The following is a 12,649-nucleotide window of genomic DNA, read 5'->3' on the forward strand; positions in this document are numbered from 1 at the left end:
GTCGTTTTCATGTCTTTGCGATAAGACGCAAACGCAGTATGCCAACCGCCGCATCAGCGCCGACCTGTCGCGCCGCGGTTTTGTAGCCGGCCTCGCGGCCTCGATGCTGAGCCTGGTGCTGCCCGGCCTCAGTCATGCCCAGAGCACCCAGCCGCCGGCGGCACCGCCCAAGCCGGTGCTGTTCACGAATTTCCGCCTGTTCGACGGCAAGTCGTCCCGCTTGCGCGACGGCCTCTATATGGTGGTCGAAGGCAATACGATCAGTCAGTTGGGCCAGGGCCAGCCCGCGTCGACCGAAGGCAAGACGGTCGTCGATTGCGGCGGCAAGGTGATCATGCCCGGCCTGATCGACATGCACTGGCATTCGCTGCTCGCCGCGGTGCCGATTCAAGTCATTCTTCAGTCGGACATCGCGCTCGTCCATCTGGCCGCGAGCGCCGAAGCGGAACGTACGCTGTTGCGCGGCTTCACGACGATCCGCGACGCGGGCGGCCCGTCGTTCGCGCTGAAGCAGGCGATCGATAGCGGCATGATCTCCGGCCCGCGCATCTATCCGTCCGGCGCGATGATCACCACCACCGGCGGCCACGGCGACTTCCGTTCGCTCGCCGATCTGCCGCGCACCAGCAATCAGGTCAGTCAGTCCGAACGCGATGGCGGTACCGCGATCGCCGATACCGAAGACGAAGTGCGTCTGCGCGTGCGCGAGCAGTTCATTCAGGGTGCGACGCAGATCAAGATGGTCGGCTGCGGTGGCGTATCGACGCCGCGCAGTCCGCTCGACATGCTCACGTTCACCGAGAAGCAGATGCGCGCGGCGGTAGAAACCGCGGCGGACTGGGGTACGTACGTGCTCGTGCATGCGTACACGCCCGAATCGATTCAGCGCTCGGTCGCCGCGGGCGTGCGCTGCATCGAACACGGTCACCTGATGGACGACAAGACCGCCGCGCTGATGGCGAAAAACGACACATGGTTGAGCACGCAACCGTTCGTCAGCGAACAGGACGTCGCGCCGCTGTCGGGACCGAGCCGCGAGAAATTCCTCGAAGTGGTGGCAGGCACCGACAACGTCTACAAGCTCGCCCGCAAGCACGGTCTCAAGGTCGCGTTCGGCACGGATCTGATTTTTTCGCAATCGCTCGCGACGCGCCAGGGCACCATGCTCACGCATATGAAGCGCTGGTACAACGCGTCGGAAGCGCTGAACATGGCGACCGGCACCAACGGGCAACTGCTTGCGATGTCCGGCGAGCGCAATCCGTATCCGCGCAAACTCGGCGTACTCGAAGAAGGCGCGTATGCGGATCTGCTGCTCGTCGACGGCAATCCGCTCGATAACATCGATCTGCTCGCCAACCCCGAACAGAACCTGCGCATCGTCATGAAAGACGGGAAGTTCTACAAGAACACGCTCAAGGCGTAGTAAACGATTTGGCCGGGAACGTGTCGCATGAAATCGTCGACACGTCCCCGGCCTGAAGACTTACCTGAAATTCCTCCCTGAACTGCCTGCCTGACTCTCCGCAGCAGTTTCATCCGAACCCGGGCGCAACCTCCATCGCGCCCGGATTCGCTACACCGTCGGCGATTTAGCTGTGGCCTTGCAGACGGATGTCACGCGACGAAGCACCGACAAACACCGAGCTGCCCGGCACATATTGCCAGCGGCTGTTGGTCGTATCCCACACGCTCTGCATGCGCTGCGTGACGATCATATGCACACGGCGCGATTCGCCCGGGTTCAGACCGACCTTGTCCCAACCGACCAGACGCCGCGGCGGTTCGCCCTGATACGGCACGCCGAGGTACACCTGCGGCACTTCCGCGCCGGCGACGCGGCCATCGTTACGCACGTTGAACGACACGTCGATCAGGTTGCCCGGCAGATGCAGCACCGACAGACCCGAGTACGCGAAGTGCGTGTACGACAGACCGTAGCCGAACTCGAACATCGGCGTGATGTTCTGCGAGTCGTACCAGCGATAGCCCATGTCGAGCTTCTCGGTGTAGACCGGGTTGGTCGCGAATGCACCGTTGGTGCCCCACGTCGGCGTATCCTGGTCGCGCACCGGGAACGTGACGGGCAGCTTGCCGGAAGGATTGACCTTGCCGAACAGCACATTCGCAATCGCCTTGCCGCCGCCCTCGCCCGGATACCACGCTTCGACGATCGCCGACACGCTGTCCTTCCACGGCATCAGCACCGGGTTGCCGCTTTCGACCACCACGATCGTGTGCGGGTTGGCCGCTGCGACCGCTTCGACGAGCGCATCCTGGTTGGTCGGATTCGCCAGCGCGAGGCTCGTCAGATCGCCGAAGTCCTCGCCGGCCGGCTGCGCAACGACGACGATCGCGACATCGGAGTTGGCCGCCAGCGTCGCTGCATCGCTGATCTGCTGCTGCGTGTAGGCGGCGAACGGCGACTGCTGATCGCTATTGCCGGAGAAGGTCACCTTGGCCTGCGGCGCGAGCGACTGAATCGCCGACACGAGCGGCGTGTTCAGCTTCAGCCACGGGTTGGTCCACCAGCTGCAACCGGTCGACGTACCGAACGTCAAGCCGCCGCAACCCGCGAACGCGCCCGTCACCGGATCGCGCGTATTGCCCGAGCCGCCGCCCGTCAGCACCGCCGCATCCGCGTGACCGCCGATCACCGCGATGCGCGACAGCGCACCGGCGGCAAGCGGCAACTGATTGCTGGCGTTCTTCAGGAGTACCATCGACTGCTCTTCGGCCGACTGCGTGAATGCATTCGCGGCCGCGAAATTGATGGGGCCGGCCTTGGCCGGATCGTCCATCACGCCGGTGCGAATCATCACGTACAGCTTGCGCTCGACCATGTCGTTCAGACGCGCGGTCGACACCGAGCCGTTCGCGATCGCCTGCTTGACCAGCGTGGGCGTCAGATAAACCGTCGAGCCGACATCTTCTTCCTCGTCGAGACCGGCATTGATGGCGGGCGCCGTGCTCTGCGCCGCGCCCCAATCCGATTGCACCTGCCCCTGGAATTTCCAGTCGTTCTTCAGCACGTCGTTCAGGATGTGCGAGTTCTCGCACGCATAGGTGCCGTTCACGCGGTTGTAGCTACACATCACGCTGCCCGGCTGCGCACGGCGCGCGGCGATTTCGAACGGCAGCAGATAGAGCTCGCGCATCGTGCGTTCGTCGATCTGGCTGTTGCCGCCATTGCGGCCATGCTCCTGCTCGTTGCCCATGTAGTGCTTGATCGTCGCGATGACCTTCTGGCTTTGCGTGCCGTCGGTGCGCTCCGCGAGCATTTCGCCGGCCAGCACCGGGTCTTCGCCGAGGTACTCGAACAGCCGCCCGCCGCGCGGTTCGCGTGCGAGGTTGGTGCCGCCGCCAAGGCCCATGCCGAAGCCCTGCTGACGCAGCTCGATCGCGATCTGCTTGCCGAAGTTCCACGCCAGCGCGGGATCCCAGCTAGCCGCCAGGCCGATCGTGGACGGGAAGGTCGTCGATGCTTGTGACGTGCTGCCCGAACCGGTCGACGAGTCGGCCATGTTCAGATCGGGAATGCCGAGCCGCGGCACGCCCTGAATGTAGCCTGCGCCGCCGCCCGGCACGGCCGACATCGCGTACTCCGAATGGATGAACTGCAGTTTTTCGTCGATCGTCATCTTGCCGACGAGGGTTTCAGCACGCCGATGCGCCGCCGCCGATGCGAACGCGTTCAGCACCGTCGACAGCGGCGCGAAATCGAGTCCGGGAGTGGGCAGTTCCGCGTGCGCAGCAGCGCTCACGGCCGCCGCTATCGCGACGGCCGGCCATAGTTTCTTTTGCATACATGTCTCTCCGAAATTGTGCTTTTCTGGGGGCAGCGGAACGCGTCGGTGGGTGGAAAGCGGACGCGAGAACAGGCATTGCAGCGATGACTGCAAACGTTTGCCTGCTGGAAGAAGAATCGACACGACGGGTGGGCTGTAGCGACTCTCCGTGGTGAGTAATGTAAGAATGTAGTCTAACTACAGCATCAGTATTTCTACCAATACGTGTGTTTTTATGCGTAATGGGCCGCAAGGCTTTGCTTACATAATCTCATTGAAAGAAATAGCCTGAATTGCGGTAATTTTTATCAGAATTTTTATTCGCAAACGATGAATTCGGAAAAATATGCGAATAATCTGGTATTTGTTCTATCGCCCGCATTGCATGCGTTGCCCGATCACGGCGCCGCTGCAATCCGAGCCGCATATGCAGGGATTTTCTGACATCCACCTCTTTCCACGCGTCGTATCGGCACTCTTCGCACGCGGCAACCCACGGTAATTCCGCAACAGCCTCGTAGCGATTTGATCGCTAATGCGATGCCAAATCATTGCAATCGCCATTTGAAAATTGCTAAAGCACCGTAGCGTAGCTAGCGGATAAACGCCCGTACCCGACCCACTATTGACAACAAAAAAACGGCTGTCTAATTTACTGGAAATATCCTCCTTTAAACTGGAACACATGGACGTCAACACCCTGATCGCGCGACGTCTGAAGGCGCTGCGCGACGCGCAGAACTGGTCGCTCGATGCACTGGCCGAGCGCAGCAAGGTCAGCCGCTCGAACATCTCGCTGATCGAACGCGGCCAAAGCAGCCCCACCGCCACCGTGCTCGACAAGCTCGCCACCGCGCTGAACGTGCCGCTGGCGGCGCTCTTCGAACAGGACGACGCGCCGGCCGCGGAAACATCGCCCGTCAGCCGCGCCGCCGATCAGACGGTGTGGACCGATCCGGGCTCCGGTTACGTGCGGCGTCATCTGTCGCCCACCGCGCGTTCGGCCATTCAGTTGGTCGAGGTTGACTTTCCCGCCGGTCAACGCGTCAGCTACGAAACCGGTGCGCGCGACGCGGACATCCATCAGCAGATCTGGATGCTCGAAGGGGCGATGGAAATCACCGTGGGCGACACCAGTTGGCGACTCAAACCGGGCGACTGCCTGGCGATGCGTCTCGACAGCCCGAACGTATTCCGCAATCCCACGCGCAAACGCGCTCGCTATCTCGTGGCACTGACCACCTTCGCAGTCAACGAACGGAGCAACGGATGACCGATCACATCACCATACGACGGGTCGGCGCACAGGAAGCCGCCGCCTGTATCGAAGCGCTCGCCGACGTGCTGATCGACTGCGTGGAAGGGGGCGCATCGGTCAGCTTCATGCTACCGATCTCGCGCGACGTGGCGCGCGCGTTCTGGCGCCACGTCGCCGATGGCGTTGCACACGGCGAGCGCGCGCTACTGATTGCGCAAGACACAGCCGGCGCAATCGTCGGCACCGTGCAGCTGATCACCGCGCAGCCCGAAAACCAGCCGCATCGCGCGGACGTCGCGAAAATGCTCGTCCACAGAAACGCACGTCGACGCGGTATCGGACAATCGCTGATGAACGAGATCGACCGACTCGCACGCGCAGAAAACAAGTCGGTGCTGGTACTCGATACGGTCACCGGCGGCGACGCCGAGCGCCTCTATCGGCGCGCCGGCTGGCAGCGCGTCGGCGACGTGCCGAACTACGCGCTGATGCCCGACGGCGCACTCTGCGGCACCACGTTCTACTGCAAGCAGCTTTAACTCCGTAGCCCCGCCGTCGCCCTTCTGCCGCCCTTTCGCCGCGCCGCAAGTAGTTGAAAATTTCAACTACTTGCCTATAATGCCCGCATGCCGGCACTGGCTACCTCAGTCGACAGCGGAGCAATCGTGTATTCGGACTTCCTCACCTTCAGGCTCGATCTGACCAGCGCGCTGTTGATCAACCGCGCGAACGAGATCTATCGCGAGCGCTGGGATCTCGACGTGCGGGCGCTGCGCGTGCTGCGTCTCGTGTGCGCGGAGCCGGACATTACGCCGAAAGCGGTGTCGCAGCATGCGTTGATCGAAAAAACGCTGCTTTCCAAGGTTCTTTCCGAACTCGAAACGCGTGGCCTGATCCGCCGCCACGCGCATGCCTCGGATCGCCGCAGCGTCGCGCTGCGTGCCACCGCGCAAGGCCTCAACGTCGCTCAGGCATCGGAAGCGTTAGGATCGGTCCTCGAAGTCGAGCTCGCGAAGGCGCTGAGCGCGACCGAACGCAAGACGCTCGAACGCCTGCTCGGCAAATTGTCGAACAGCCTGCTCGCCAGCGAAACCACGCACGCGCCGCCACGGTGATAGTTCGTTTTCCATAGCATTCACGCCAACCAGGAGCCCTTCATGTCGAAGCTGATCGGAACGATGTCCCCCGCGATCGACGCGTTGCTGCCCGAACTCGAAGCAATCTACAAAGACCTGCACCAGCATCCCGAACTGTCGATGCAGGAAGTGCGTACCGCCGGCATCGTCGCGGACTACGTGGAAAAGCTCGGCTACGACGTGACGCGCAACGTCGGCGTGACGGGTGTCGTCGCGCTGCTGCGCAACGGCGACGGTCCGACCGTGATGCTGCGCGCCGACATGGACGCGCTGCCGATGGCCGAGGCAACCGGCCTGCCCTACGCGAGCACGGTCAGAACCAAAGACGAAGAAGGCTTTGAAGTCGGCGTTGCGCATTCGTGCGGCCACGATCTGCACGTCACGTGGCTGCTCGGCGTCGCGCGTCTGATGGCCGAACATCGCGACGCGTGGCGCGGCACGCTGATGGCCGTCTTCCAGCCCGGCGAAGAAGTCGGGCGCGGCGCGCGCAGCATGCTCGACGACGGCATGACCACGCGCTTTCCGAAGCCCGACGTGATTCTCGGTCAGCACGTGATGGTCGGCGCGGCCGGCAGCATCGGCTATCGCAGCGGCACGATCCTGTCGGCCGGCGACAGCCTGAAGGTCAAGCTGTTCGGCCGCGGCTCGCACGGTTCGCAGCCGCAGACCTCGATCGACCCGGTCATCATGGCAGCCTCCACGACCCTGCGTCTGCAGACCATCGTGTCGCGCGAAATCTCGCCGCTCGACAGCGCCGTGCTGACCATCGGTTCGCTGCAGGCCGGCACGAAAGAAAACATCATCCCCGACGACGCGACGCTGAAGCTCAACGTCCGTACCTACGACGAAGACGTGCGCGAGTACATGCTCGGCGCGATCCGTCGCATCTGCTGCGCCGAGTGCGTGGCGTCGAACGCGCCGCGCGAGCCCGAATTCACCACGCTGTCGAGCTACCCGTTGACCGTCAACGACAACGCCGTCACCGAGCGTCTGCGCACGGCCTTCGAAACGCAATTCGGCGAACACGCGTACGAAACGCAGCCGGCCGCCGCCAGCGAAGACTTCAGCCTGTTCGGCCGCGAATGGAACGTGCCGTACTCGTTCTGGTTCGTCGGCGGCACCGATCCCGAAGTCTTCCGCAATGCGCTGGCGGCGAAAAAGCTCAACGAGATCCCGAGCAACCATTCGCCGAAGTTCGCACCGGTGCTCGACCCGACCTTGCGCGCCGGCCTCGAAGCGATGCTGTGCGCGGCCGGCGTATGGCTCGACCAACACGACGAAACACTGTGAATTCGCACGCCGTCTATACCATCCTCGATCTGATCGGCACCTTCGTGTTCGCGATCAGCGGTGCGGTGGCCGCGCGCCAGCGGCGCCTCGACCTGTTCGGCATCGTCGTGATCGCGTTCATGGTCGCGTGCGGCGGCGGCATCGTGCGCGATGTCTGCATCGGCGCGATTCCTCCGGCGGGGTTGTCGAACTGGCGCTATCTGGCCACCGCGCTCGCCGCTTCCGCAGTGACGATTCTCGCGTATCCGCAGGTGCGCCGCCTGCGTCAGCCGGTGCTGTTCTTCGATGCGATCGGGCTCGGTCTGTTCGCGGTGTCGGGCGCGCAGAAAGCGCTCACATACGGCCACAATGCCGAGCTCGCGATTCTGCTCGGCGTGGTCAGCGCGGTGGGCGGCGGCGTGATGCGCGACGTGGTGTTGTCGCGCGTGCCCGCGATTCTCGAAAGGGAAATTTACGCGTCGGCCGCGCTATTCGGCGCGGCCGTGCAGGTGGGCTTCTCGTATGCGGGCTGGACCGACTGGTGGACGCCGTGGTTCGCGACGCTCGCCTGTGTGCTGGTGCGGCTCGCGTCGCTGCGTTACGGCTGGCGCCTGCCGATCTTTCAAGGCCGGCGCGGCGCCGACACGCGCGACAACTCTTGATCCGCGCGCCGGCGTTGGCCGGCGTTGGCCGGCGCCGGCTCGCTTCAACTCACGTCACTCCACGTCAACTCGCGCTCTGCGGAATCAGCCTCGGCTTGGTCAGGCTGTACGCAATCTGGCTGAACAGCGTATTGAGGCTATTCGTGCCGCCCGCCGCATTCGCGCAGGTGTCCGAATAGAAATACGACGGCCCCGACGCAATCGACTGCATCGTGTTGCACGCGGTGAGCTTGTCGTTGCCGTCGCCGCAACTCGGCGCCGACGCCGCTTCGCCGCCGAGATACGCGACGGTATAGATCAACGTACCGGTGTTGGTCTTGATCGTCGAGGCCGCGTTGATGGCCGCCTGGCATTCGCTTCCGTACGTGCTGCTATAGGTGCTGCCGAGTTCGCTCGTGCTCGACGTCGCAATGCCGTCGCTCAGCAGAATGATCACGTTCTGCCCCGGCGGCTTCTGCGTCGACGATAGCGTGGTCAGCGCCGACTGCGCGGAGGTGATCGCCTGCGCGTAGAACGTGCCGAGCCCGCCCGGCGCGGACATGCCGCTGCAACTGCCGCCGCCCAGCGCCTGCACGATGCCCGAGCTGGTGCTGACCGCGCCGTTGCTGCCGAGATACCCAGTGTTCAGCGACGACACCTGGTAACTCGCGCCCGACGCCGAATAGCTGCCCGCAATCGTCGGCGCTTTGCCCGAGCACGAGAAGTTATAGGTCGACGACGTCTGCGGCGGAAATGCCATCAACCCGACGTTGTCGCCCGCGTTGGTCAAGCCCGTCAGCAGCGTCAACGCGCCGGCCTCGGCGCATTGCAGCCGCGTCTGCGCGACGCCCTTCGAGTTCTTGCAGTTGCTGTCCGTCGTCGTGGCCATCGAGCGCGTGGTGTCGAGCACGATCATCACGTTGTAGAGCGCGGGCTCCGCGCCGCCGCCCGCCCCCGCGCGCGAGGTCGCGGAGATGGTCTGCGCGCTCTTGCCGAACACGCGCGCGAAATAGAGCGGCACGCTCGCCGTCTGCGTGACCTGGATGCCGTTGTAGCCGGAGGTGGCCTGCTTGTACGGCAGCGTGACGCTCGACAGCGTCAGGCCGGTGACCGTCGCGCTGGCCGGCACGACGCCGCCCGGCAACGTGTTGTTGCGGCCGGCCGTGAACGCCTGCGCATCGCTGGCCGCGGTAGTCCACGACTGCGTCCACAGATCCACCGCGCCCGACAGCGCCGCCGCATCGGTCGCGCTCTGCAAACGCCGCTGACTGTAGGCCAGATAACCGAAATCGACGCCGATCGCGATGAAGCCCAACAGCGCCACCATCGACAACGCCACCAGAACGGACACCGCGCCACGCTGGCGACGTGGCGAACCGCGCAAGCCAAGTTTTTTTCTGGTCATGATTTTCTCGCCTTACGTCCGGTTTAACTGCTATTTCGCACGCGCGGTAACCGCATGCCCGGTGCCGCCCCTATCGCGATTCCGCACGGCGGCATTACTGCACGCGCTCCACCGCGCTGGCATTCAAAGCGGTCGGCATCATCGCGTAGAGGCCCGACAAACTGCCCTTGAACAGCGGCGCGAACGTGTAGGTAACCGTAACGGTCGCCGTGCCGATCGCGGGCGTCCCCCCCGCGCTGGTCAGACTGGTCGCGCAACTCGAATCGCTGCTGCACGCCACACCGTTCACCGCCGTCGCGATCGACAGATTCGACGTATTCAGCAACGCGGCCGACGTGCTCACCTGGCTTTGCGTCGTACTGTACGGCGTGCTGGTGCCGCGTTGCGACGCGAAATAACGCGCGCCCGCCGAAGCGGCGTTCGCCACCATCACGTAGTTGCCGAGCAGCCAGCCGAACTGCGCGACGCCGATCGCGATCAGCAGCAGCATCGGCGCGACCAGCGCGAACTCGACCGCGGCGACGCCTCGCTGTCGGCGCAAACGCGTTGCCATCCGCGCGCGACCCTTTAGCCGTTTCATTCGCTTCAGTCGTTGCATGGGGAGGGAAGGACTCATTGCACGAGCTCCGACATGGTGGCGCTCAGACTCGTCGGCATGATGCTTTTCAGGTTGTCCAGCGAGCCGCCGAATACCGGCACGAACGTATAGCCGAGTTGCACCTTCGCCTGCGTGCCGGCGCTCGGCGCCTGAGTGGTGGTGCCGAGCGCGGCGGCACAGGTGCTATCGCTCGTGCAGGAAGTGCCGCCCACACTGACTGAAATCGTCAGCGTGCCGTTCAGCGCACCCGTCTGCGACCGGATCGCCGCCGTCGTGTCGCTGTACGGCGCCGCGTAACCGCGCTCGGCCGCCAGTTGATGCGCGCCCAGCGACGCCGCATTGGTCAGCACCAGGTAGTTGTTGATCAGCCAGCCGAACTGCACGATGCCGAAGATCAGCGCCAGCAGCAGCGGCAGCACGAGCGCCAGCTCGACCGTTGCCGCGCCGCGTTGTGATTTGCGTTTCATCGGCCTTCTCCGTTCGCTTCGCGTCGCATCCCGTGGTCGCCACGCAGACCGCCGCGTCATGCGCCGCCCGCCATGCTCGGCAACAGATCCCGGTAGATGTGGATCATCGCCGGCCCCATCAATACGACCAGCAACGCGGGGAAAATGCAGAACATCAGCGGAAACAGCAGCTTCAGCGCGATCTTCGCGGCCCGCTCCTCGGCGCGCATCCGGCGCCGCGTGCGCAATGTATCGGACAGCACGCGCAGCGACGCGCCGATGCTGGTGCCGAAACGCTCCGCCTGGATCAGCATCGCGCTGAACGAATCGATGTCTTCCACCGCGGTACGCAGCGAGAAATTGCGCAGCGCTTTTTCCTTCGAAAAACCCGAGCGCATTTCGAGCAGCATCAGTTCGAGTTCGCTCGCGACCACCGCGCTGCGCATGCGGATTTCCTCGCCGACTTTCATCAGCGACGCGTCGAGACTCAGACCCGCTTCGACGCAGACCGTCAGCAGATCGAGCGCGTCGGGAAAGTCCTCGACGATGGTGCGCTGGCGTGCCGCGATGCGTCGCGACAGCACCACATTGGGCAGGTAGTAGCCGAGCGCGGCCAGCACCACCAGCACGATCGAGCGTTCGAGCAGTGTGGTCGCGATCGTGGTGCCGTAGAGCGCGAGCATCGCGAGCAACGGCAACGCGATCGCGAGCGCGGTTTTCGCCGCGAGATAGACCGGCACCGCGTTGGCCGAGCGCCAGCCCGCATTCATCAGCAGCACGCGCAACGCCGATTGCTCCCAGCCGTCTTTCGGCACCGACAGCCGCGAAATCGGCTGCGAAATTTCCACCAGCTTCTCGTACCACGGCGTGTCCGACGCGCCCATCGACGGCTCCGACGGCGCCACGAAATTCGCGCCGCCCGCCTGCTCGATGCGGCGGCTCATGTCGCGCGGCGCGGCCAGATGCATCGCGCCGAACACGGCGGCGAAGACGATCGCGAACACACCGGCCAGCAACAGAATCTGCGTGAGGTTCAGCGTTTGCATGATCTCTCCTCGTATTTCCCCGTTTCTATTTTTCGCGGCTCGCGCGGCTATGCCCGGTCGAACCAGGTCACACGCCAGGTCACACGCGGATGCGCACGATATGCCGCATCCACACGATGCCGAACAGCATGCCGACGCCCGCCATCGTGAGCATCTTCGTGCCCGCGGGGTCCTGCCACAGCACGTTCAGGAACTCGGGATTGATGGCGAGCATCGCGGCGCCGACGCCGAACGGCAGCAAGCCGAGCACCCACGCGGACAGCTTGCCTTCGGCGGCCAGCACGCGAATCTTGTCGAACAGCTTGAAGCGGTCGCGCACCATCGCCGTGATGCCGTCGAGCACTTCCGCGAGATTGCCGCCGGTCTCGCGCTGGATCACCACCGCGATCACGAAGTAGCGCAGATCGCGAATCGGCACACGGATGGCCAGATTCGTGAGCGCGTCGCTGATCGACACGCCGTAGTTGATCTCGTCGAACACGATGCGGAATTCGCCGGCCATCGGTTCGGCGAACTCGGTGCCGACCATATCGAGCGCGCCGGTGAACGCATGGCCGGAGCGCAACGCGCGAGCGAGCATGTCGCAAACGTCGGGCAGTTGCCGCTCGAGCTGACGGATCCGCCGGTTGCGGCGGCGCTGTACGTAGACGATCGGCAGCAGCGCCGACAATACCGCCGCGCCGATACTGAACAGCCACGGCATCGCGAGGCTGGCGCTGATGATCAGCACGAACGGCGGCAACACCGCGCAGGTGCCGGCGAGCCGGCCGACCGACCACGTGAGCCCCGACTGCTGCAGAAACAGATCGAGCGCATGCACACGCGGAATTTTCAGCAGCAGGCGCGTGAGCCACGCCGACTCGGCCATCATCCGCGTCTTCAGAATCGACAGACGCTCCTTGTTCACCTGGCCGCCCGCGGAGGCCGCGCGAATTCGCGCTTCGACGCGACGCGCAACCGGGCCATGCCGGCTGTTCCAGTATTCGTACACGGTGCCGGTCGCGAGTACCACCGCCACGAACAGCAGGATGATCGATGCGTAAAAAATGGAGTTCATGCCAG

Annotated in this window: 12 protein-coding genes; 6 read left to right on the forward strand and 6 right to left on the reverse strand. The window is 64.1% G+C overall.

From position 1 onward, the window contains the following. Nucleotides 1–103 precede the first annotated feature (103 nt). On the forward strand, nt 104–1,426 hold the full coding sequence (locus HHL14_RS16900) for a metal-dependent hydrolase family protein (protein WP_169498761.1): 1,323 nt from the start codon (nt 104–106) through the stop codon (nt 1,424–1,426). Nucleotides 1,427–1,592: 166 nt separating this feature from the next. Here the strand turns inward: HHL14_RS16900 and HHL14_RS16905 are convergent, their stop codons facing one another. Further along, entirely contained in the window at nt 1,593–3,806 is a 2,214-nt protein-coding gene (locus HHL14_RS16905) for a beta-glucosidase (RefSeq protein ID WP_169498762.1), read from the reverse strand. A gap of 667 nt (nt 3,807–4,473) precedes the next feature. Between HHL14_RS16905 and HHL14_RS16910 the strand changes: the two genes are divergently transcribed. The 5 genes from HHL14_RS16910 to HHL14_RS16930 all read left to right on the forward strand — a co-directional run bounded on the left by HHL14_RS16910 (nt 4,474) and on the right by HHL14_RS16930 (nt 8,113). Continuing rightward, nucleotides 4,474–5,061: a helix-turn-helix domain-containing protein gene (locus HHL14_RS16910; protein ID WP_169498763.1), complete on the forward strand. Its 588-nt coding sequence runs from the start codon at nt 4,474–4,476 to the stop codon at nt 5,059–5,061. Continuing rightward, entirely contained in the window at nt 5,058–5,585 is a 528-nt protein-coding gene (locus tag HHL14_RS16915) for a GNAT family N-acetyltransferase (protein ID WP_169498764.1), read from the forward strand. Before HHL14_RS16910 ends, HHL14_RS16915 begins: the two co-directional genes overlap by 4 nt. A gap of 126 nt (nt 5,586–5,711) precedes the next feature. Then, nucleotides 5,712–6,161, forward strand: coding sequence for a MarR family winged helix-turn-helix transcriptional regulator (locus HHL14_RS16920; RefSeq protein WP_169498765.1), 450 nt, complete (start codon nt 5,712–5,714; stop codon nt 6,159–6,161). 42 nt (nt 6,162–6,203) lie between these two features. Beyond that, complete coding sequence (locus HHL14_RS16925) at nt 6,204–7,472, forward strand: M20 family metallopeptidase (protein ID WP_169498766.1); 1,269 nt, start codon at nt 6,204–6,206, stop codon at nt 7,470–7,472. Continuing rightward, the gene (locus HHL14_RS16930; RefSeq protein ID WP_169498767.1) at nt 7,469–8,113 is read left to right on the forward strand and encodes a trimeric intracellular cation channel family protein; all 645 of its coding nucleotides are present in this window, start codon (nt 7,469–7,471) and stop codon (nt 8,111–8,113) included. The genes HHL14_RS16925 and HHL14_RS16930 overlap by 4 nt, the downstream gene beginning before the upstream one ends. A gap of 64 nt (nt 8,114–8,177) precedes the next feature. On the opposite strand, the gene HHL14_RS16935 is transcribed toward HHL14_RS16930, so the two are convergent. From HHL14_RS16935 to HHL14_RS16955, 5 genes are all read right to left on the reverse strand, one after another. Then, nucleotides 8,178–9,497, reverse strand: coding sequence for a pilus assembly protein TadG-related protein (locus tag HHL14_RS16935; protein WP_169498768.1), 1,320 nt, complete (start codon nt 9,495–9,497; stop codon nt 8,178–8,180). Between the two features lie 94 nt (nt 9,498–9,591). Next, the gene (locus HHL14_RS16940; protein ID WP_169498769.1) at nt 9,592–10,077 is read right to left on the reverse strand and encodes a TadE/TadG family type IV pilus assembly protein; all 486 of its coding nucleotides are present in this window, start codon (nt 10,075–10,077) and stop codon (nt 9,592–9,594) included. Between the two features lie 32 nt (nt 10,078–10,109). Next, nucleotides 10,110–10,562: a TadE/TadG family type IV pilus assembly protein gene (locus tag HHL14_RS16945; protein ID WP_169498770.1), complete on the reverse strand. Its 453-nt coding sequence runs from the start codon at nt 10,560–10,562 to the stop codon at nt 10,110–10,112. A 56-nt stretch (nt 10,563–10,618) separates the two neighbouring features. Continuing rightward, entirely contained in the window at nt 10,619–11,587 is a 969-nt protein-coding gene (locus tag HHL14_RS16950) for a type II secretion system F family protein (RefSeq protein ID WP_169498771.1), read from the reverse strand. A gap of 79 nt (nt 11,588–11,666) precedes the next feature. Beyond that, on the reverse strand, nt 11,667–12,644 hold the full coding sequence (locus HHL14_RS16955; protein WP_169498772.1) for a type II secretion system F family protein: 978 nt from the start codon (nt 12,642–12,644) through the stop codon (nt 11,667–11,669). Between the last annotated feature and the right edge of the window lie 5 nt (nt 12,645–12,649).

Source organism: Paraburkholderia antibiotica (assembly GCF_012927125.1).
In the GTDB taxonomy this organism is placed as follows: domain Bacteria; phylum Pseudomonadota; class Gammaproteobacteria; order Burkholderiales; family Burkholderiaceae; genus Paraburkholderia; species Paraburkholderia antibiotica.